This is a genomic window from Ruminococcus hominis (assembly GCF_014287355.1).
In the GTDB taxonomy this organism is placed as follows: domain Bacteria; phylum Bacillota; class Clostridia; order Lachnospirales; family Lachnospiraceae; genus Schaedlerella; species Schaedlerella hominis.
Window position 1 is genome coordinate 2,642,802 of record NZ_JACOPE010000001.1, and the last position, 22,396, is coordinate 2,665,197.

21 protein-coding genes and 1 pseudogene are annotated in these 22,396 nt (G+C 37.4%); 6 read left to right on the forward strand and 16 right to left on the reverse strand.

Annotated elements, in window-relative coordinates; genetic code table 11:
- Positions 1 to 371: 371 nt before the first annotated feature.
- On the reverse strand, positions 372 to 1,397 hold the full coding sequence (locus H8S40_RS11720; RefSeq protein WP_022075161.1) for a M42 family metallopeptidase: 1,026 nt from the start codon (positions 1,395 to 1,397) through the stop codon (positions 372 to 374).
- A 281-nt stretch (positions 1,398 to 1,678) separates the two neighbouring features.
- Positions 1,679 to 2,716, reverse strand: coding sequence for a threonine aldolase family protein (locus H8S40_RS11725; protein ID WP_186865280.1), 1,038 nt, complete (start codon positions 2,714 to 2,716; stop codon positions 1,679 to 1,681).
- A 355-nt stretch (positions 2,717 to 3,071) separates the two neighbouring features.
- Between H8S40_RS11725 and H8S40_RS11730 the strand changes: the two genes are divergently transcribed.
- Positions 3,072 to 3,932: a 3-isopropylmalate dehydrogenase gene (locus H8S40_RS11730; protein ID WP_118725312.1), complete on the forward strand. Its 861-nt coding sequence runs from the start codon at positions 3,072 to 3,074 to the stop codon at positions 3,930 to 3,932.
- Positions 3,933 to 4,640: 708 nt separating this feature from the next.
- Here the strand turns inward: H8S40_RS11730 and H8S40_RS11735 are convergent.
- From H8S40_RS11735 to sdaAB, 5 genes are all read right to left on the reverse strand, one after another.
- On the reverse strand, positions 4,641 to 4,910 hold the full coding sequence (locus H8S40_RS11735) for an acylphosphatase (protein WP_118725314.1): 270 nt from the start codon (positions 4,908 to 4,910) through the stop codon (positions 4,641 to 4,643).
- A gap of 40 nt (positions 4,911 to 4,950) precedes the next feature.
- On the reverse strand, positions 4,951 to 5,400 hold the full coding sequence (nrdR, locus tag H8S40_RS11740) for a transcriptional regulator NrdR (protein WP_117991853.1): 450 nt from the start codon (positions 5,398 to 5,400) through the stop codon (positions 4,951 to 4,953).
- A gap of 135 nt (positions 5,401 to 5,535) precedes the next feature.
- Entirely contained in the window at positions 5,536 to 6,453 is a 918-nt protein-coding gene (locus H8S40_RS11745) for an aldo/keto reductase (protein WP_186865281.1), read from the reverse strand.
- A gap of 26 nt (positions 6,454 to 6,479) precedes the next feature.
- Positions 6,480 to 7,349, reverse strand: coding sequence for an L-serine ammonia-lyase, iron-sulfur-dependent, subunit alpha (sdaAA, locus tag H8S40_RS11750; RefSeq protein ID WP_186865282.1), 870 nt, complete (start codon positions 7,347 to 7,349; stop codon positions 6,480 to 6,482).
- Positions 7,350 to 7,372: 23 nt separating this feature from the next.
- On the reverse strand, positions 7,373 to 8,041 hold the full coding sequence (sdaAB, locus tag H8S40_RS11755) for an L-serine ammonia-lyase, iron-sulfur-dependent subunit beta (protein ID WP_022075149.1): 669 nt from the start codon (positions 8,039 to 8,041) through the stop codon (positions 7,373 to 7,375).
- 205 nt (positions 8,042 to 8,246) lie between these two features.
- On the opposite strand from sdaAB, the gene feoB reads away from it, so the two are divergent.
- On the forward strand, positions 8,247 to 10,583 hold the full coding sequence (feoB, locus tag H8S40_RS11760; protein WP_186865283.1) for a ferrous iron transport protein B: 2,337 nt from the start codon (positions 8,247 to 8,249) through the stop codon (positions 10,581 to 10,583).
- 108 nt (positions 10,584 to 10,691) lie between these two features.
- On the opposite strand, the gene H8S40_RS11765 is transcribed toward feoB, so the two are convergent.
- The gene (locus H8S40_RS11765; RefSeq protein WP_186865284.1) at positions 10,692 to 11,363 is read right to left on the reverse strand and encodes a GDSL-type esterase/lipase family protein; all 672 of its coding nucleotides are present in this window, start codon (positions 11,361 to 11,363) and stop codon (positions 10,692 to 10,694) included.
- Positions 11,356 to 12,729, reverse strand: a complete 1,374-nt coding sequence (locus H8S40_RS11770; protein ID WP_186865285.1) for an MATE family efflux transporter — start codon at positions 12,727 to 12,729, stop codon at positions 11,356 to 11,358. Before H8S40_RS11770 ends, H8S40_RS11765 begins: the two co-directional genes overlap by 8 nt.
- Positions 12,730 to 12,857: 128 nt before the next feature.
- Here H8S40_RS11770 and H8S40_RS11775 point away from each other — a divergent pair, with 128 nt between their 5' ends.
- The 3 genes from H8S40_RS11775 (at position 12,858) to H8S40_RS11785 (ending at position 15,469) form a co-directional block, all read left to right on the forward strand.
- Positions 12,858 to 13,700 carry a LysR family transcriptional regulator gene (locus H8S40_RS11775; RefSeq protein WP_186865286.1) on the forward strand — a complete coding sequence of 281 codons (843 nt, stop codon included), beginning with the start codon at positions 12,858 to 12,860 and terminating at the stop codon, positions 13,698 to 13,700.
- Between the two features lie 197 nt (positions 13,701 to 13,897).
- Positions 13,898 to 14,683, forward strand: a complete 786-nt coding sequence (locus H8S40_RS11780) for a hypothetical protein (protein ID WP_186865287.1) — start codon at positions 13,898 to 13,900, stop codon at positions 14,681 to 14,683.
- Between the two features lie 195 nt (positions 14,684 to 14,878).
- Positions 14,879 to 15,469, forward strand: coding sequence for a 50S ribosomal protein L25 (locus tag H8S40_RS11785; protein WP_022075824.1), 591 nt, complete (start codon positions 14,879 to 14,881; stop codon positions 15,467 to 15,469).
- A gap of 56 nt (positions 15,470 to 15,525) precedes the next feature.
- Here H8S40_RS11785 and H8S40_RS11790 read toward each other — a convergent pair whose 3' ends face one another.
- The 3 genes and pseudogenes from H8S40_RS11790 to H8S40_RS11800 all read right to left on the reverse strand — a co-directional run bounded on the left by H8S40_RS11790 (position 15,526) and on the right by H8S40_RS11800 (position 18,779).
- A complete protein-coding gene (locus H8S40_RS11790) occupies positions 15,526 to 16,698 on the reverse strand; it encodes an iron-containing alcohol dehydrogenase (RefSeq protein WP_243238237.1) in 1,173 nt (390 codons plus the stop codon).
- Positions 16,699 to 16,888: 190 nt separating this feature from the next.
- Positions 16,889 to 18,406, reverse strand: a pseudogene (gene malQ, locus H8S40_RS11795) (4-alpha-glucanotransferase); the annotation flags it as partial.
- A 28-nt stretch (positions 18,407 to 18,434) separates the two neighbouring features.
- On the reverse strand, positions 18,435 to 18,779 hold the full coding sequence (locus H8S40_RS11800) for an exonuclease/endonuclease/phosphatase family protein (protein WP_186865289.1): 345 nt from the start codon (positions 18,777 to 18,779) through the stop codon (positions 18,435 to 18,437).
- Positions 18,780 to 19,102: 323 nt separating this feature from the next.
- On the opposite strand from H8S40_RS11800, the gene H8S40_RS11805 reads away from it, so the two are divergent.
- The gene (locus H8S40_RS11805) at positions 19,103 to 20,131 is read left to right on the forward strand and encodes a LacI family DNA-binding transcriptional regulator (RefSeq protein ID WP_186865290.1); all 1,029 of its coding nucleotides are present in this window, start codon (positions 19,103 to 19,105) and stop codon (positions 20,129 to 20,131) included.
- Between the two features lie 127 nt (positions 20,132 to 20,258).
- Here H8S40_RS11805 and H8S40_RS11810 read toward each other — a convergent pair whose 3' ends face one another.
- The 4 genes from H8S40_RS11810 to H8S40_RS11825 form a co-directional block, all read right to left on the reverse strand.
- Positions 20,259 to 20,513, reverse strand: a complete 255-nt coding sequence (locus H8S40_RS11810) for a PRC-barrel domain-containing protein (RefSeq protein WP_022075833.1) — start codon at positions 20,511 to 20,513, stop codon at positions 20,259 to 20,261.
- 159 nt (positions 20,514 to 20,672) lie between these two features.
- Positions 20,673 to 21,287, reverse strand: coding sequence for a hypothetical protein (locus tag H8S40_RS11815; protein WP_186865291.1), 615 nt, complete (start codon positions 21,285 to 21,287; stop codon positions 20,673 to 20,675).
- A 39-nt stretch (positions 21,288 to 21,326) separates the two neighbouring features.
- On the reverse strand, positions 21,327 to 21,671 hold the full coding sequence (locus tag H8S40_RS11820) for an arsenate reductase family protein (RefSeq protein ID WP_186865292.1): 345 nt from the start codon (positions 21,669 to 21,671) through the stop codon (positions 21,327 to 21,329).
- Positions 21,672 to 22,065: 394 nt separating this feature from the next.
- Positions 22,066 to 22,386, reverse strand: coding sequence for a TfoX/Sxy family protein (locus H8S40_RS11825; protein ID WP_186865293.1), 321 nt, complete (start codon positions 22,384 to 22,386; stop codon positions 22,066 to 22,068).
- Positions 22,387 to 22,396: the final 10 nt, after the last annotated feature.

The window sequence follows — 22,396 nt, forward strand, 5'->3', positions numbered from 1 at the left end:
CGGATACTCCCTATCAAAATTTTGCATCTTCAATTCCCCAAAATCCATTATCTCAGATATCTTTCCCGATATCCTTTGCGTTCTATTTACTTCACAACTTGAGCCAATACATTACCTACAAAAAATTGATATAAGAAATTCGAGCGAATATGGAGTGAGCGTTGGTGACACTTAGAGCGTAAATTTTTGTGTTAATGAATTTGAACGAACATGTTTGAAGCTGCGTAGCAGCAAGTTTAAGTTCAAATTCATTTGCTTTTAGCAAAAATTTACGCTCTTATGTGTCTCCCGCTCATGGAATCTGAGCAAGAATTCTTATATCAATTTTTTGTGAGGAATGTATCCCCCCAGTAAACTAAATAGCACTCCCTCTATCTCGTCAAATATTTTTCAAGCAACTTGTAGGAATTCATAACTCCATCCATATGAGAACGCTCATAATTATGTGAAGCGTATACTCCCGGTCCGATAAGACCATGACGGATATCGTATCCTCCTGCAAGTGCAGCCTCTACATCTGAACCATAGTGTGGATAAACATCGATTGCATAATCCAGTCCTTCTTCTTTTGCAATTTCTGATAATGTAGTGACCAGATCGTAGTTATAAGGACCACGTGAATCTTTTGCACAGATTGATACCATACGCTCTGTACATTCAAGGTCTGCCCCAACACATCCCATATCTACAGAAATCATCTCTTCTGTATCAGCCGGAATAAAGCTTCCGCCGTGTCCTACTTCTTCATATACTGTGAAAAGCAATGAGACCTTGCGGTTTAATTTCCATCCCTCTTCTTTTATTGCACGTGCAATTCCAAGAAGTATTGCTACGGAAAGCTTATCATCCAGGAAACGGCTTTTTATATAACCACTTTCTGTAATAACTGTACGTGGATCCATCGCAATAATATCCCCAACCTGGATTCCAAGAGCTTTTACTCCTGCTTTATCATTCACATTTTCATCCAGAAGAATCTCCATATTTTCTTCTTTTCTTTCAATATTTTCATCTGCAACATGTGCTGATGGCTCTGTATTTAAGACAACACCTGTATACATTTTCCCATCACGCGTAAATACCATACAGTTTTCACCGTCTGCTGTGTTCCACTGATGTCCTCCAAGTGTAGTTGGACGGAGACGACCGTTCTCCTTGATTGAACGAACCATTGCTCCAAGCGTATCTAAGTGTGCTGTCAAAACCAGAGGACTTCCTTCGCCTCCAAGTACTACATTTATATTTCCTTTATTAGATAATTCTGGCTCATACCCCATCTTCTGAAACTGTTCGCAAAGATATTCTGTTGCTTTTTTTGTAAATCCTGTCGGACTGGCAATTGCTGTAAGTGATTTTAGCTGCTCCCCGATATATGCTAAATTTTTCTCTAATGACATAATCTTTTCTCCATTTCTTAATTCGTAAAAGATGCTGGGACACCCCAAACATAATTTCTTTAAAAAGTATAACACAAAATTTTCCGAATGATAAGATTTAAGTCGAGCAGCCTCGAGACTTGGCGCGTGATTCTGGTCAGCGTAAGCTGACACATTCTTTACAGAATCACTGCGCATCCTCGCGGAGCGTTTATCTCAGTCGGAGATTGGACTCCCACTGAAACAAATTTGCTGTTACTCACCACCTGAAAGAGGTAGGAGTCTTCTCGACTGAGATAAAGCTAAATCATTGTATTTAGCTCATCTACCAATATATTTATATCTTCCTCTGTCGTACTCCAGCTTGTACAAAAACGCACGCACACATGATTTTCATCTACATCATGACTGAACTCAAACACAAATTTTTCAGCCAGCTTCTCCACCTGTGCCTTTGTCAAAATCACAAACTGCTGATTTGTACCACTCTCAATATAAAATGACATTCCAGCCTTTTCAAAAGCCGCTTTCATCATCATTGCAAATTTATTTGCCTTCTTTGTAATTTCAAAATATAAACCATCTTTAAATAATTCATAAAACTGAAGACCTAAAAGCCATCCTTTTGCTAAAACTCCACCGCTTTGCTTCATATATGTCTTAAAGTGATCTCTCAATTTAGGATTTATAATTACAAGTGCCTCTCCTAACAAAGCACCACATTTTGTTCCTCCTATGTAAAACAAGTCTGCCAAATCGGCCAAATCGGCAAGTGTCACATCACATTCATCAGAAGTAAGCCAATATCCCATTCTTGCTCCGTCAACATACATATACATTCCGTATTTATCGCACACTTTACGGATTTCCATCAATTCTTCTTTCTTATATGTAGTTCCAAACTCTGATGGGGATGAAAGAAATACCATCTTCGGCTGAGTCAAATATTCAGCCTCTCCATGCTCATAGTATTTTGCCGCCTCATCTGCGATTGATTTTGCTGTTAATTTTCCATTTTCAGCCGGAACAATAAGCACTTTGTGTCCTGTATGCTCTATAGAACCTGCCTCGTGGTTATTTATATGTCCGCAATCTGCACTAATCACACTCTGGTACGGACGAAGTGCTGCTGTAATAACCGTATAATTCACCTGCGTTCCGCCAATCATGAAATAAATTTCATTGTCTGTTTCTCCTAGATATTTACGGATTTCTTTTCTTGCCGCTTCACACCACTCATCTTCACCATAACCGGCATAGGAAGTCTGATTCGTCTGCTGAAGTGCTGATAAAATTGCAGGATGTGCTCCCTGATTATAGTCATTATTAAATCGTATCATTTGATTTTTGCTCCTTTTAATTGTAATTTTTCTTATAATTTCACATCTCAATATATCTACTATACGCATTCTGCAAATGGTTTGTCAAATTTTATATTTTTTCTTTACACTCCTTTTCATTCATGGTATAGTAAATGCACATCTTCAGAGAATTTCTTTTCTCTGGATATTTCTAAGCCAATAGGCTCTTATCTCGGGTTTCAATTTCCGAAACATAATCCGATTTGAAAAACTAATGTTATAATGACATCTTAATCGTTGCCAGTCACACGAAGTACAAAAAGTAATCTTGCTAAAATTTCAAATTATTTTTATTGTCTCTTTGTCATTGCATTAGTTAATTGAAAACTCTATAATGAAAGGAAGTACGAAAGATATCATTCAATGGCACCCTGCATTTCATGCATCTATTCAAATTGAATTTAAAGATGAAGCAGAAAAACTGACTTTTGATTCCGAACATCTACTGTCAAAAAAGCCAATGCAAATGGATGAGCTAATTATTAAAGTAACAGGAAACGAAGTTATCCATAAGAATATTGGAAGGATTTTCAGGCGCTATAACATTGTTGAATACAAAAGTCCGGATGATTATTTGACTATCAATGATTTTTACAAAGTATATGGTTATTGCTGCTTTTACCAATCTGATACAGAAGAAGTGTATAAAATTCCGCCTGAGGAATTAACAATCACATTTATTTGCAACCATTATCCCAGAAAGATGATTCAACATTTAAAAGACTTTCGTAAATTAGATACAGTTCGCATAGAACCCGGCATCTACCATATAACAGGTGATCCATTTCCCATTCAATTGTTAGTAACCAAAGAATTAAATCCAAATGAAAACCGCTGGCTCCAAAGTTTACGTAATGATGTAAGTAAACCTGAAGAAATCACAACGCTTTTAAAAGAATATGAAAAGAATAAATCTTCAAAATTATATCAAGCTGCAATGAATGTAATAACAAGAGCTAATTGGAATGCAGTAAAGGAGGTAAAGGAAAGTATGTGCGAAGCATTAAGAGAATTGATGGCCGATGAATTTAAAGAACAGGAAGAACGAGTAACCGAGCAAGTAACCGAGCAAGTAACCGAGCAAATTACAACACAGATTATTAAAAATTTATATGATACTATCAAGGATGTCGAAAAAATTGCCTCTCTTTTGAAGATGCCAGTTGAGCAGGTGGAGCGGGCGATTAAGAAGTAAGTTGCTATTTATTTCACGACAGCCCCAGGCAAGAAAAAGACTATGCAATCCAGCGAATTGGAGTCGGGCAAGCCCGACTCCAATTCGCTGGATTGCATAGTCTTTTTCTTGCTTTGTGGTGTATCGTGATTGAAATAGGTGGAATGATGAAGGATTTACTTTTCTGGAATCTGATGTATCTATATCCTCGGTTTATTCGCTGCCGCAGATGCTTTTTGACAACTGATGTATCTGCACTGCCTTGATATTCATTGTTGCAGATGCTCTTTTTTAGACCGATAGTATCTGCAACTTGCTCTTCTTTGGACTTGCAGATGTTTTTCAGTCTGCCTGGCATGTATAATTGCATCTACATCTTGCTTTTTCTGGGATTTGAGGATACTTCTTTCGCAAATTTTACATCTGCATCTCACATTTTTTATGACCTGCGGATGCTTCTCATTGAAATTCTGCATCCCCAACCTGCACTTTCTAGACCTTGCGGATATTTCCAAGTAAAGTTTTGCTTTTTTGTTCATTTGATTTACGATAACGTACTGAGAAAAAATATTGGATATGTATTTCCCGATGACGGAGTCTGAACAGAAATTCATATCCAATATTTTTCTCAGGGACGCTTATCCCATTTAATGAACTAAATATAAACTCCATCCAACTTCCTTCACAGCAGAGTATCTTATCTAATGCTTCATTTTGACGCATATCCTTCTACCTCACACGAAAACCAGATTCTTTTTCCAATGGAATCTCTTTCGCATCCATCCATTCGATTTCAATATAGCGCCCATGATTTAATCCGACCAGCAATTTATTGATAAGATTTTCTCGTCCCTGTACTTCCATTGTAACAGTTTCGTCCCATTCATTCTGTACCCATCCGACTAAGCCAAGAGACTGGGCCATATACTTTGCAGTATATCTAAATCCAACACCTTGTACCCGACCTTGAAATACAATATGTTTTCTTACTTCACCCATAATATCACTGCTCCTTCCTGATGTGTCTGTCTCAATTGAATTACTCTAAGAACGTCTTAAGCTCATCCATAAATGTATTAACATCTTTAAACTGACGATACACAGATGCGAATCTTACGTATGCAACCGGATCGAGATCTTTTAATTTTTCCATTACGATCTCGCCAATCTCCTGACTTGGTATCTCTTTTTCTTCTCGCTTGAAGATTGCCAGCTCGATTGCATCTACCGTCTCTTTAATTCGTTCTGCCGGCACCGGACGTTTATAGCATGCATGAAGTATACCATTTTCAATTTTAGTACGATTATACTGTTCACGGTTATTGTCTTTCTTGATTACAATTAATGGAATCGTCTCTACTTTCTCATAAGTTGTAAATCTTTTTCCACAGACATCGCAAGCTCTCCTTCTTCGAATTGCATTATTTTCTTCTGCCGGTCTGGAATCTATTACCTTTGTATCCGGATGACCACAATATGGACATTTCATCTCTTTACTCCGCCTTCCTGTTATTTCTTTTTTCTATTTTTTATAATGTAAATTCTTATAACGAAAGTCTAACATAAGTCATAGGATTTTACTATATTTTTCAATCATGAAAGCGCAAAATTCTCTCTTTTAGATTTACGGCAATTTATTTCCTGCTGCCATGTACAATGCATACCATTCTTCTCTTGTAAGACGTATCTCTGAAGCTTTACTGATCTGTGCGATTCTGTCTTTGTTTGTAGTCCCGACAATTGTCTGGATTCCTGCCGGATGACGCAATATCCATGCAACAGCGATTGCACTGTTTGTCACATTATACTTCTCTGCAAGATTATCAATTACCTTGTTTAATTCTGCAAATTTTTCATTTCCTAAAAAGATTCCTTCAAACATACCATATTGGAACGGAGACCAGGCCTGGATCGTAATATCTTTTAAACGGCAATATTCTAAAACTCCTCCATCACGATTGATTCCACTATCATTATACATATTTGCATTGATCCCGGAATTAATCATCGGACAGTGTGCGATACTAAGCTGCAGCTGGTTGATAAGTAACGGCTCATCACAATATTTACTAAGAAGCTCCATCTGCATTGGTGTCTGATTGCTCACTCCGAAATGACGTACTTTTCCACTTTCTTTTAATATACGAAATGCATCTGCAACTTCTTCTGGTTCCATCAAAGCATCTGGACGATGTAATAATAAGATATCAAGATACTCCGTATTTAAACGTTTTAAAATGCCATCTACGGAATTTAAAATATGTTCTTTCGAAAAATCAAATGCTATTCCCGGTCGGATAGAACATTTTGACTGAAGGATTATTTTTTCTCTCAACGATGATGTCAGTACCTGTCCAAATAATTCTTCACATCTTCCTTTCCCATAAATATCTGCATGATCAAAAAAGTTTATCCCATGTTCTAATGCAGTATTTACCCAGCCTTTCACTGCATCTGCATTTTCTAATTCTACAATTCGCATACATCCCATGCCTATTTCAGGAATGCTTAAGTTTGTGTTGTTCAAAGTTATTGTTTTCATGTTAATTCCTCCTTGTATTTGAATAATTAATGGCATAAATGACATGCTTCGCATGCTGATGGTGTTGCAGCACAACCACCCAAAGCCGTTTCCCTTAGTTCTGCCGGAAGCCGTTTTCCAACCTTATACATTGCCTCGAGCATCTCATCGAAAGGAATGAGCTGTGGTACACCTGCAAGGGTCATTTCTGTAGCAATAAGTGCATTGGCAACCCCTGCTGCATTACGGTTCTGACATGGATATTCTACAAGTCCTCCGACAGGATCACAGACCAGACCTAACATATTCATAAGAACAGTAGATGCTGCGTCCAGACATTGTTTTGGTGTCCCATCCATTAATTCAACTGCTGCTGAAGCAGCCATAGCTGATGCAATTCCGACTTCTGCCTGACAGCCGCCGACAGCACCTGCAACCGTTGCATTTCGCATAGCAAGGTAACCGACGGCACCTGCATTAAACAAAGCCTGACGAATTGCTTCGTCTGATATTTCATATACTTTTTGAAATGCCAGAAGAAGTCCCGGAACAATACCTGCGGATCCGGCAGTAGGGGATGCAACGATCAGACCCATAGACGCATTTGTCTCCAATGTTGCCATGGCATAGATCATCGCTTTTTCCAATAGTTCTCCACAAAGGCCTCCCCCACTTGCAAAGTGTTCTGAGAGTTTTTTTGATTCTCCTCCGATAAGACCTCCCATTGATCTGATTGGGTGTTGTATAGGAGAACATGCTGCCTCCTTCATAATCTCAAGGACACGAGCCATTTTTTTATCTGTTTCCGCAGCATCACGTTCTCCAACCTGAATTTCCCTTTGACGCATAATCTCGGAGATTGGTAAATTTTGTTCTTCGCATAATCTAAGAAGCTCTTTTGCATTTTTAAAGTCCATACTTTTATTCTCCTTGATTTATATTACATCTGTACAACCATAACGTCTTGTACATGTTTATTCTGCCGGATCGTATCTGCAATATCTTCCGGAAGTATACCGTCTGATTCCACAATCGTATATGCGGTATGACCTTTAGACTCACGGAAAAGTCTCATAAAAGCAATATTCACCTGTCTGTCACTGAGACATTTTGTAATATAAGCAACTACTCCCGGAACATCCTTCTGGATAACAATAGCTGCACTGTACTCACCTGTGAAATCTACATCGACTTGATTAATTTGGGAAATGCGGACTTTCCCGCCGCCGAGTGATTCGCCTCGGATTGTCATTTGCTGACCTGCCTGATTCAACATAATGATATCCACTGTATTTGGGTAAATATCGGTTTCTTCTTCGTTAGGTGTAAATACATATTCCAATCCTTTTTCTGTTGCTATTTCAAACGAATTGCGGATACGCATATCATCGGTAGAAAATCCCATAATCCCTCCGAGAAGTGCACGATCCGTACCATGTCCTTGATAAGTTTTTGCAAATGATCCATAAAGGATAAATTCAATACGCTTTAAGGGACCTGTTATCATTTTTTGAGCAAGAAATGCAATACGTGCAGCACCTGCTGTATGTGAACTGGAAGGTCCGATCATATTTGGCCCCATAACATCAAACACGCTGATAAAAGACATCTTTATGCCTCCTGTAAAATTTTTATTTATAAAAAATTTTACCATAAATATGATTTAAAACAAGGTCGTTCTAATAAGTAAAAAATAAAATATAAGAATATAAATGAGAAAAATTATCAAAAATCAGTTCACTTTTAGAAAAAAGATGATATAATTGAGAAAAAGTTAACAACAACTAACTAAAATAAAAGGATGAACATAAGACATGACATTAAAAGAACTAGAAATTGGTAAGAGCGCAGTCATTAACAATGTCGGCGGCGAGGGTGCGCTTCGTCAGCATTTCCTCGATATGGGAATGATTCCTGGAGCTGAAGTAACCGTAGTAAAGCTGGCTCCGATGGGAGACCCGATGGAACTTCAGATTCATGGCTATGAGCTGACACTTCGACTTGCAGAGGCGGCTCAAATAGAAATTGAAGAAATCAAAGAAAGAAGTCAGAAGCATAAACGAATTGAAAGTGTTAAAGATTCAGCACATCCCGGACTTGGCGAAGAAGGAAAATACCATTCCAAAGAAGATGAAAATCCATTACCCGACGGCACAATGCTGACTTATGCATTAGTTGGAAATCAGAATTGTGGAAAGACAACACTGTTTAATCAACTGACCGGTTCTAACCAGCATGTAGGAAACTTCCCAGGGGTAACAGTAGATCGAAAGTCCGGCTCAATAAAAGGATATCCAAATACAGAAGTTACCGATTTACCTGGAATTTATTCCATGTCCCCATACAGCAGTGAAGAAATTGTTTCCCGCAATTTTGTATTGGATGAAAAACCGAAGGCAATTATTAATATTTTGGATGCCACAAATATTGAACGAAATTTATATCTAACAATGCAGTTGCTTGAAATGGATATTCCTATGGTTGTCGCATTAAATATGATGGATGAAGTAATCGGAAATCAAGGTGCGATCGATGTCAATGGAATGGAAGCCTTATTAGGTGTCCCTGTAGTTCCTATTTCAGCCGCCAAAAATGAGGGTGTAAATGAGTTGATAAAGCATGCGATCCATATTGCAAAATATCAGGAGCATCCGCTTAGACAGGATTTCTGTGATAAGACAGACCATGATGGCTCTGTGCATCGATGTATTCATGCAGTCATTCATTTGATTGAAGATCATGCCGAAGCCGCAAATATTCCTGTACGTTTTGCGGCAACAAAAGCAATCGAGGGTGATCCTCTGATTTTGGAAAAGTTAAAATTAGACCAAAACGAAACTGAAATGTTGGAACATATCGTTCAACAAATGGAAACTGAGCGTGAAGTAGACAGATGTGCAGCGATTGCTGATATGCGATTTGACTTTATTGAGCGTTTGTGCGAACAGACTGTTATAAAACCTAAAGAAAGCAAAGAACGTATCCGAAGTGAAAAAATTGACCGTATCCTAACTGGAAAATATACAGCGATTCCTTGTTTTATCGGAATCATGGTACTTGTATTTTACTTGACATTTAACGTAATCGGTGCATGGCTGCAAGGGATATTGGAGCTTGGTATTAACAAAATTTCAGCTCTTGTAGATGCAGCATTAACTGCAGGCCATGTCAATAATGCAATCCACAGCCTTGTAATCGATGGAATCTTTACAGGTGTTGGAAGCGTACTAAGTTTCCTTCCGATCATTGTAACCTTGTTCTTCTTCCTTTCTTTAATGGAAGACAGTGGCTATATAGCACGTGTTGCATTTGTAATGGACAAATTATTGCGTAAAATCGGACTTTCTGGACGAAGCATTGTACCAATGCTTATCGGCTTTGGCTGTACAGTTCCGGCAGTTATGGCAACTCGTACATTAACAAGTGAGCGTGATCGTAAAATGACGATTTTGCTGACTCCTTTCATGAGCTGTACTGCGAAATTGCCAATTTATTCCTTTTTTGTAAGCGTATTTTTCCCAGGAAAAGGTGGATTTATCATGGCCGGCTTATATCTGTTAGGCATTGTAGTCGGAATCCTGATAGCACTTTTATACAATGGAACATTATTTAAAGGAGAACCGGTTCCGTTTGTAATGGAGCTGCCAAATTACCGCTTACCAGGAGCAAAAAACGTAATGCAATTATTATGGGAAAAAGCAAAAGATTTCCTACAGCGCGCATTTACTGTAATCTTGTTGGCAACAATTGTCGTATGGTTCCTGCAAAGCTTTAACGTTCACTTGAATCTTGTAAATGATTCTGCAGACAGTATGCTGGCGATTATCGCTGGATGGCTTGTACCATTATTCAAACCGCTCGGCATGGGAGATTGGCGCATTTGTACTGCATTAATCAGCGGATTTATGGCCAAAGAAAGTGTTGTATCAACATTAGGTGTATTGTTCGGAGGAAGTATTAGCACAGTATTATCGTCAGCAACTGCTGCCTCCATCCTTGTATTCAGTCTGTTGTATACACCATGTGTAGCCGCAATTGCTTCTGTCAAAAGAGAACTTGGCAGCAGATGGGCAGTCGGCGTTGTAATCTGGCAGTGTGTAATTGCCTGGGTTGCTGCATGGATCGTACATGTGATTGGAATGGTAATTTAGAGCCTGGAAGAACCATTTGGGGACGGGGGTTAATGGCTTTTTGCTACGCAAAAAAGCCATTAACCCCCGTCCCCAACTGGCTCTCCCGTCCCCAACCGGCTCTCCAACTTATAGATACTTCTTAAGATTCTCTAAAACACACCTATACGCATTTGCATACATATGTACACCTTCTATCGTATACTCCTCTTTTAAATTTCCATTTGCATCTGTCAATCCATTATTCACATCGATATATGTATAGCCAAATTTATCGGCCAGTTTTTTGACTTCTTCGTTAGCTATCGGTATATTTGTATTATTTCGATTTTTAAACATCGTTCTACCCCATTCCCCCTCTGGCAACGGAGCATCCTCTTTTACAGGATAATATGCCATCATATACACCTGTGTTTCTGGCAATTTTTCTTTAATTTGCACCAGAATCTTCTCATAATTTGTTATGGTATGTGTAAGTGCTTCCTCAAAAGAAATCGACGGATTACTAATATCATTTGTTCCAATATTAATAAAAATCTTAGACGGCTCTGTACCAAACACCTGAACATCCATGTTTTCTAACATATCATCTGTTGTGAACCCGCCAACTCCGCGGTTGTAAATAATATAATCCATTTTCTCAGTCATTAACAATTCGTTTATCGGAAACTGTTCCATCAATGATGACCCTGTAAAAAGGATTTGTCCCTTTACAACCGTTTCATTTAAAATACGGTATTTGTCAATTTTATCTTTCTGCTCCTTCTTAAAAAAACCTTGAATCACATCTAACTCACTCATAATTTTCCTCCTTCATTTTCTTTAACTCCGGCATCACAATTGCCAGCATTGTAATAAAACACAAACTTCCTCCAATTACATTTGATATCGGTTCTGCTAAAAACACACCTCTTGTTCCCATGTGAAATGTATATGGAAACAAATATGTTAATGGCACGACTATAAATACTTTTCTAAGTAACGAAAAGAAGATTGCCTGTTTCTTTTTATTTAATGATTTAAATACCGTCTGTCCAATATATTGCAGATCCATAAATATAAATGCTGCAAAATACAACTTCAATGCTTCTACGGCATCTACCAGTAATTCTTTATCCGAACTGAAAATTCCGATTAAAAATTCCGGTGCAAAAATAATCACACTCCAAATGATTGCCGTATAAATAAGAATCATACAAGTCATTACTCTAATTGCTTTTCTAACACGTTTTGGACGCTGTGCTCCATAATTGTAGCTTAAAATTGGAGAGGTTCCTTCATTCATAGCATAAATTGGTGTCTCTACCATCTGCCGGATGCTTGATACAATTGTCATCACTGATATATAAACATCCCCTCCGATACCTGACAGCACACTGTTGCAACATATTGTTACTAAACTATTTGTCAGCTGCATAATAAATCCTGCACTACCAAGACTCACGATATTTTTTGCATCTGCTCCACATACTTTCCATTCTGCCTTGGAGAGCATTCGAACTTTTAGCTCCGATTTCTTTCTTAAAAAATAAAATACATATGCTGCTGATAAAGTCTGTGAAATAATCGTTGCAATTGCAGCTCCTTGTATTCCTAAATGCAATCCAAATATAAATAATGGATCCAAAATTAAATTGGCAACTGCTCCAATTGTTACAGACAGCATGCCTGATGTAGCATAACCTTGTGCATTAATAAACGGATTCATCCCTGTTGCAATCATGGATGGTACTGTTCCTATCAGATAAATCATCATATATGGATACGCATAAGATAACCCTTCCTCTGATGCACCAAATAATACCAGTATCGGACTTGCAAACAACATGCCGATTACCATCAATACCACTCCACAAATGCACATCATTGAAAATGATGTATTCATAATTGTTTCAGCCTTTTTTGTATCTCCTTTTCCTCTATTAATAGAAAATAAAGGGGCACCGCCACTTCCGAACAAGTTACTGAATGCTGTGATAATCACAATAATTGGAAAACATAAGCCCACCGCTCCGAGTGCTGTTGTTCCGACTTCTGGAATTCTGGCAATGTAAATTCGATCCACAATATTATACAAAAGACTCAATATCTGCGCCACCAGCATCGGTAAGGCCGCACCTAAAATATTTCCTGTAATTGTTCCGTGTTCAAAATCAATTCGTTTCATACTCTCATTCCTTTTTTGCTTTCTTTCCTTGACTCCAAGTATAACACAGATTAAAATATATAAAAAATATTGTTTTTATATAGCAATGCAACAATATTTATATGCCTTTTTCAATAGGAGAAAATTATATGGAAATCAAACAATTAGAATACTTTCATGCAATTGTAGATGAGGGAAATGTCAGTGCTGCCGCCAGAGCTCTGCACATGACACAACCACCATTAAGCTACCAGATGAAAATGCTGGAAGAAGAATTACAAGTACAGCTTTTTATCAGAGGTACAAAAAGAATTACTCTAACCGAAGCCGGTAAAGTGCTCTATGCCAGAGCCACCAGTCTGCTTACTATGACGGATATTACCAAACGTGAAGTAATTAAGGCAAGCCAGTCTGCTACTCTCCATATTGGTCTGACACCTTCCAGTGTTTCCATTATGTCTGATTACTTAGTTCGTTTTGCTTCAAAATATCCTGATATTCACTTTGATATACATGAAGGTTCTACATTCGCTTTAAAAAATGAATTAGAAAATGGCCTGGTAGATATTACAACACTTAGAACACCGATTGTGTTAAATGAATGCAACACCAGCGTTTTACTACAGGAGAATTTAGTAGCAATGGCAATCCCTGGCTTTTTTGATATTGGATATACAAATATTTCATTAAAAGAACTATCACAAAAATCCTTGATACTTTCTCATCGCTATCGCAAATATATTATATCTGCTTTTGAAGATAATGGATTAACTTGTGACATATACTGCGAATGTGAAGATGCCAGAACCGCCATAACTTTGGCCGAACATGGTTTAGGGGTTGCCATCCTCCCTTCTTCCATGAGAGAACTCAACCCCTGTCTTTATGCTTATTCTATTAAGGATACGAACCTCTCGACAGAAATTCTCCTTGCCTGGAGAGATGAGCGAATTCCGGTTGAGGTAGAAAAATTTTTATCTGAATTAAAATAACTTACAATTTCACGTCATTATGTTTTAAAATTTCTTTCACTTTTTCTTCTGTCATATCTGTAATCTTTGCAATTTCTACAAGAGGGTATCCTGAATTGCTCATATTTAATATGATTTTTCTTTTACCCTCCTGTAAAAGAAACTCTATTCTGTATTTGCACGACTGTGTTATAATATTTGCGAAAGGTGGAATTTTCATGAATACATACTATGCTACACATTATTTTAATTTCAAAAATATTGGAGTCTACCTGCTAGCCTCTCTTCTGGGACTTATCATTGTAATTACAATTGTCCTATGCATTGCTAAATTGCAAATGCATAAAAAGTTGCAAGATGATTCTTTAACTACTCGTAAAATACGTCGTTTAAATCGCGAACATCAGGCGAAAGAGCTCACTATTATCGAAAGTTTTTTTGAAATGGTATTTGCCAGCACTTCAATTCTCATCTTTTTATCATTATACTATATTCTTGATGAGCGAATTCCTGCAGTCTCTGTGTATTGGGAAAAATACCAGGATTTATTGTTGTTGCTGTTTCTCTGCTTCTCTGTCATCCTAAACGGATGGCTTGATATTGTACTTGTTCCTCTGGAAGAACTTGATTCCGATCAGAAGGCTTCCATACGTCTGGTTTCAACCTTCTATATTATATTGATTTTGCTATACATCAAATTCATTTACAATGATGATAACTATGATTCACTCATGATGTATTTTATTACACTCGCAGTCGGTCGTTTTATATACTTCGATTTTACAATGCACGATTTTTTAAGTACGATACACGGTTTTGTCCAACAACTTCCTCTACTGATATTAATGGGAGCATATTCTGGTTTCATTTGCTGGTTCGGGTTTTACAGTGGATTCCTACTCACATCAAATGGAGTAATTGTCAGTACTTTACTGGCACATTTATTTATGATCTGTTCTATCTATATTTTAGATAAAACAAAAGTTTTCCGACTCCTCTTGTAAGTTATTTTTAATTATTCACAGAGTTCACAAAATCATATTTGATTTTTCACATTTTCTTCACAGTTTTCCACGTTTTTCTCTTGACACGCGGTGCTATAATAAAACTGTAACAAGGAAATAGAACTTAACAAAACCTACTTATAGAAAAAAGTTGAAGGCTGCTAAGCGTGATTCAGTATTTGGAGGAAAAGATAAATGAATACTTTAAAAGCTGAAAAAAGAAACATGACAACAAAAGCCAAAAAACTTAGACGCGAAGGATTTGTAACCGGTAATCTGTTCGGTCGCGAGATGACAGAATCCATTCCATTGCAGATGGACAAACGTGCTGTTGACCAGCTTCTAAAAGACGAAGGAAAAGGTGGTCAGGTAATGCTCGAAGTTGACGGACAGACTTATGATGCACTTATTAAAGAGGTCGATTATAACCCATTGAAAGGTTATGTCGATGAGATTGATTTTCAGGCATTAGTAAGTAATGAAAAAGTTCACTCTACTGCTGAAGTACATCTGATTAATCTTGAGAAACTTGCCGCCGGTGTTCCACAGCAGATGCTGCATGAGATCTCATTCAAGGCACTTCCTGCTGCACTGGTAGAAAAAGTTGAAGTTGATGTCGGAGACCTAAAGGTCGGCGATACGATTCGTGTATGCGATCTGCCAATTGCTCAGGACAAAGACGTCGATCTGATGACTGATGCTGAAGCTACTGTAGTTACAATTACAGAGGTTCACGTATCTGCTGCCGATGCTGCTGAAGAAGCAGATGAGGAAGCTGCTGAATAATAAATACGAGATTTAAGCGCAGGGTAATTTATCCTGCGCTTAATATTTCTAAATATTTATATATTTTCTTTACTATCATCGTATAACTGATTTACAAATCGGCTAAACTCTGATTTTTTCCACACAACCGGCACCGGATACAAAGGATTTCCCTCTTTCTCTGCCCACCTGGCAATCTTTGAAATATCCTTTTTCTGAATCATATCCGGATATTTTGGAATCCCCATCTTTTCGTTCATCTTATCAATCCATTGAAGAAATGCCTCTGCCTTTGACTGTGTGCCAGCGTCCTCTGCTTCGATACCGCAGACATCACATAGCTCCGCTAATTTTTCATGCACAGCACTTCCATATGCCCTCATAACCTGCGTCAGTAACATCGCCATCGCCAATCCATGGGGGACATCATATAGTCCACTTAACGTATGACCTATTGCATGAACATATCCTACACTCCCTCTTGTAAATGCTCTTCCTGCATAAAATGCCGCCTGCTGCATCTTCTGTCTGGCTGTCAGATTCTCTCCATCCTGATACGCTGTATACAGATTGTCATAAATATATTTTACAGCCTGCCTGCATAAATCTCGCTCAAATTCTGTATTGTATTTATCATTCGTATACGCTTCTACTGCATGACATAATGCGTCCATTCCCGTTACTGCTGTAACAGAAGGAGGTAATGCAACTGTCAGTTTCGGATCTAAAATAACCACCTTTGGCATCAGACATAAATCGTTAATTGCTGCTTTATGATGTGTTTTTTCTTCTGTTATCACTGCCGCGATCGTAGTCTCCGAACCACTTCCGGCAGTTGTCGGAACTGCAATAAATAATGGGATCGGTCTTAATACCTTAAATACCCCCTGCAATTGTCTTATTGATTTTCTTGGACGGGCTATTCTCGCACCAATTGCTTTTGCACAATCCATTGGAGAACCACCACCGACTGCAATAATACAACTACACTTTTCTCGCTTAAATATCTCTACGCCGTGCTCTACTTCCGTATCTGTCGGATTTTGTGAAACGTCATCAAAAATATAATATGACAAATTTTCCTGCTGCAATCTTTTTTCTAATTCATCCAACAGCCCTCGTTTATGAATATTAGGTCCTGTCACGATTAAAACATTAGACAGCTTCTTTTTCTTTAAAAACTCTGGAAGCTGCAAAATAGATCCCGCGCCTTTTAATATCTTTGGCATACGCCAAGGAATTATATACATTGCAGCCTTCATACAATTTTGATATATGCGACAGTATATTTTTGTAAAATTGATAAGTCACATCCCCCTTCTTTTTTTGCTCTATCCTAGAGTAAACATTTATGTTAATATCATACGCTATAAAGAAGGGAGACGGCAACCGGATTTCCTGCCTTATGCAATAAAAGCGTTTACGTTATTGTTAAAAAATTTATATAGAATCGTTCCAATTCATCCTTCCATATCTCAGTGCCATTCCATAAATCTCTTTCTGCAGCTTAACAGACAATTGTCTTGTGTTAACTCTCCATTTCCAGTTCTTTCCGACTGTCGATGGCGTATTGATACGGCTCTTGTTATCCAGTCCTAAATAATCCTGCATCGGAATCACACAGAGTTTTGCACTACTTCTCATAATCAGGCTAATGAAAGACTTGTATAATTCCTTGTCCGGTGTTGCCTGATCACAAAGATATTCTCTTGCAAGTTTCTGTTCATCCTTCGTAATACTGCTCCACCATCCAACGATTGTCTCGTTATCATGAGTTCCTGTATATGCGACACTATTTACCGGATAATTATGTGGCAAATAATCATTCGCACATCCAGAATCTCTGGAATCAAATGCAAACTCCAGAACTTTCATTCCAGGAAATCCGCTGTCTCTTACCATATCTCGTACAGAATCCGTTACATAACCCAAATCTTCTGCAATGACCGGTTTCCATCCAAGTGCCTGCTCTACTTTACGGAACAAGTCAATTCCCGGTCCTTTTTCCCAATGTCCGCCAATCGCATTTTCTGCTTCATACGGAATAGAAAAATATTCGTCAAACCCACGGAAATGGTCAATACGTACGACATCATACATATTGAACACATAGCGAAGTCTTGAAATCCACCATTCGTAGCCGGTGCTTCTATGATAATCCCATCGATATAACGGATTTCCCCACAACTGTCCTGTTGCCGAAAATCCATCCGGCGGGCATCCTGCTACTGCTACCGGAACATTTTCAGAATCTAACTGAAACAGTTCTGGATGTGCCCATGCATCAGCACTATCCATCGCAACATAAATCGGAATATCTCCAATAATTTTAATACCTTTGCTGTTCGCATAATTCTTCAGCTTCATCCATTGTTCATGAAATTTAAACTGCATATACTGTTGAAATTCGATATCGTAATAGAGTTCTTCCCTGTAATAGTCCATTGCATTATTCCAACGAAGTCTGATATCCTCTGCCCACTTCGTCCACTCTACATCATCAAATCTTGCCTTTACTGCCATAAATAATGCATAATCTGCCAGCCACCAGTTATTTTCTGCAACAAATTTCTGGTAATCCGGATTCTCGCTGATATTACTTCTCTCATATGCTTTTCGAAGCAATGGGTAGCGCCCTTTATAAATTTTCTCGTAGTCTACTTTATTTTTTGTTGTCCCCCAATTTACTTTATCGCACTCTTCACGAGTCAGCACTTTTTCCTCAATCAGCTCATCCAGACTGATAAAATATGGATTCCCTGCAAATGTAGAGAAAGACTGATACGGCGAATCTCCGTAACTGGTCGGACCAAGAGGAAGTATCTGCCAGTAACTCTGTCCGGCTTCCCTTAACCAATCTACAAATTCATATGCACTTTTTGAAAAACATCCAATGCCGTATTCAGATGGCAAACTACTGATTGGCATTAAAATACCTGCAGCTCTTTCATTCATTTTTAATCTCCCTTTCTTTTAAAACCTTTAATTAAACTTCTATCATGACTCCATAGTGATCGGATACAACCGGATAAACCTTTCCATTACAAACAACCTTTGATGAATGAACTTGTTTCTCCTGATTACAGAAAATATAATCGAGTCTCTTTTCATTTTTCAGATTGCTTCTGCCATCGGATTCACGCCAGCCATCAATTTCTTCTTCCACCGTAATACCATCATCCTTTTCTTCTGCTAACACATATGTATCCTTCCATCCACTGTTACAGATTAATTCGTAACCTTCCCCTTTTATATTATCCAGACTGTTAAAATCTCCCATAAGCCATATCGTACTTTCTGCAAATTCTACATCACTAAGTATCTGTTGCATCTTTTTGTGCAACCGTTTGCATTAATTATAGTCAGAATTTTATGATATTTCAATTCTATTTTCTAATATCGCATTTCTTTCTCTTTTTTCCACAATTTACCATTCTTGTTTTTGTGCATTTTTCTAGTTTCATTTTTGTCATTTTGAAATATCATACAATTTATTATCTATGCTTTTGTTACTATTGCTCAACATTTCCGTCTTTTCATTTTCAGCTCTTTTGCATAACTCATGCAATTTCTTATGCAATGCATTTGACATTACTATTTTCTTTCTTTAAAATACTATTTATAACTTATACATGAAAACGAAAGGCTTTATTTATGACAGTGACAATTAAAGATGTGGCAGCTTTGGCAGGTGTATCTCCTTCTACAGTATCCAGAACCTGTAAAAACAACCCTTCTATCAGCAGTGAAACAAAAGAAAAGGTTCGAAAAGCAATGCTCGAGCTTGGATATGAACCAAATTTCCAGGCTAGTAACCTTGCTTCTCAAAATTCACGAACAATAGGGATTATCCTTCCTGCGTCTGCACGTGAAGTATACGAAAACTCATTTTATCTTGAAGCAGTTCGCGGTGTCAGTCATTACTGTAACCAAAAACAATACATGACAACAATTGTAACCGGACAGGACGAAAACGAAATATTACAAGCAGTCCGCTCCATGTCGAGAAGTGGTAAAGTAGATGCGTTTATCGTTCTGTATTCCAGAAAAGATGATCCTGTTATCGACTATTTATTTAATGAAGGATTGCTATACAGTCTGATTGGAAAAGCTACACAATACACAAATCAGAGTATATATATTGATAATGATAATCTGCTGGCAGGGCAGGAAGCAACTGAATACCTCTACCAGCTCGGTCATCGTCGCATTGCATATCTGGGTGCTGACAGCAATCTCATTTTCTCTGCTGACAGAAAATCCGGTTACCTGCTCGCACTAGCAAAACATGGACTTCCGATGCGGTCTGAATACTGTGTAGAAGTTGCAAATGTATCACAGAATAATACCGAAGAAATTTCTGCGTTATTATTACAATCTGAACCACCAACCGCAATTGTAGTAAGTGATGATATTCTTGCTGTTTCTCTGGAACGAGTATGTCTGCAGAACAAGCTGTCGATTCCGGAAGATTTATCAATCATCTCCTTTAATAATTCATTATTTGCAAGATTGACTTCTCCACAGCTCACATCCATTGACATCAATTCATGCCAGCTGGGAATTGAAGCAGCCTCACAGATTATTAATCATATTGAAAATCCCGGATTGGTTGCGACAAAGATTATCGTGCCACATCATTTGATTGAAAGAGACAGTTGCTGTAAGATTTCTGGAGAATAATTTTTCAGACTTTTATGCTCCCCTTATTAGATACACATCCTATTAGACTTTGTGGCCTGACCCACATAAGCAAAAATAGATAAGAGAGTTTCGATTTGCGTTAATGAAATCAAAACTCTCTTATCTACTATATTTTCTTCAAAAACTTTTCTTTCTGAATCTCCACTAATATAATATCGGGTCCGATTTTCCTGATACATGCAAATGGGATAATATATTCCGAGTCCACGCCAAATATCCCACATACTTTTCCTGGACCTGGAACGATAATTGCTTCTATCTGTCCACTGCACAAGTCAAAATCTATATCTACTACACATCCTAACACCTTACAATCGCAGGTATTAATTACTTCTTTTTCTCGTAATTCACATATGCGCATCGTGTCACTCCTGCATATATCACTTATATTATTATATGCAACAATAAAAATTTTGACACGGCAGCATTTTTTACAGTTCTAGAACAAATGATAAATAAAACTATTCCGCAACTCTAAAACTTTTCAGAATTTCTATTACTTCTTTTTCTTCTTTTTATATTATTTAATGCGTTTTTCATTTCTTTCAATGTAATTTATAAAATCTTCTATTATGATTTTTTCGTCATTGTCAAATTTAACATTTGGATTAAAGTAATATTGGAATTTGTCAATATCCTTACTGGAAGATTCAGCACCATCTTCCAATGATTCTGGATATATATCACTTGATATAATATTAACAGATGTCTCGTATTGTATGGATTTTAATATGCACTCAATTGTATTCTCTCTTTTACAAAATCTAAAACACGTCAATTCATATTTTCTATTTGGATTAGACTGCAATGTAACGCAAAGATAACTAAATATGTTTCTCGCATTTTCAAAGTTATCTTCCTGAAATGTCGTAATTCTTGGATTATGACGCAAAGATTTTCCTCGACCTTTTACATAATTAATCTGCTTCTCTTCCAATTGTTTTTCTAATTCTTTCTTCAAAACTCCTAATTTATCGGATATAGCTTGTGATATAGCTTCTGCCCTTTTCAAATCTTCAGGCATCAAATGATAATTTCCCGTGCTTTTATCCACCATAAAATTTTCTTTCTGTGACACTTTGTATGGCACATCTTCTATTTTGCCTTCTTCTACTACCCACAATTTGTACTCCATCTAAATTTTCTTCCCCTCTTTTAATTTATCACCAAATAATTATATATTCTTCCATTCCGCTTCCTTAAATCCAACCAACATCTTATCTTCCGTCACCAACAATGGCCTCTTCACTAGCATCCCATTTGTCGCCAACAATTTCAATTGTTCATCTTCACTCATCTTCGGAAGCTGGTCCTTCAGTTTCAGCTCCTTATACAGCATCCCACTGGTATTAAAGAATTTCTTTAACGGCAAGCTGCTCTTCTGATGCCATTCTTTCAACTCTTCATATGTTGGATTCTCTTCAACAATATGCCTCTCCGTATACTTTATCTCATGACTGTCCAGCCATTTCTTAGCCTTCTGACATGTAGAGCATTTTGGATACCAAATAAATAACATCTTGCTTTCCTCCCATCCTTAATTCATTTGATTTCATTATACTACATTTCTATTATCAAATCAGCCAACTTTTTATCATATAATTTTTTTCTAAAAAACAACTAGTGGCGACAGCTTTGAAGCTGCCACCACTTAAAATTATATAATTAATTTCTTATAAATTTTATATCTAATTTTCGATTATCCGCATAAACACTATACTTTCAAGTATTTTGAAGTATAGAAAAAACTCATTTTACCACGAATTTACCACGATTGAATGAGCCTTGATATGACCTATAAAATAACACCCAAAAGACATCATTACACCTAAATGGTGTCTTTTTAAAAAGCAGTCAATCCTAAAACTAACTGCTTTGTGTATATGGATATGAAATTGTAAACTAGAAGCTGTTTATTTTTTCTTTTTAGGTTTTGGCGTTGGTAGTTCATCATACATCACATCAAATACCCCCGTCAGAAAATCTTTATTATCAACTTCTTCCACCAATAACATTTCTTTGGCGTTTTCGTATGGAATTTCATAAGTAACTGTCGGCATATAAGAAATTGCAGACTTTGTTGGTTTTACAAGTAACCTATCATCATATATACCGCCAACGATTTTTCCACGATAATAAATAATAAATTCTCCCATCATTGCACGATATGTTATTTCTTGTAATTCTGATAATTGTTCTAAAACAAATTGTAAATAATCTTTACTTGAAGCCATTTCCAACCCT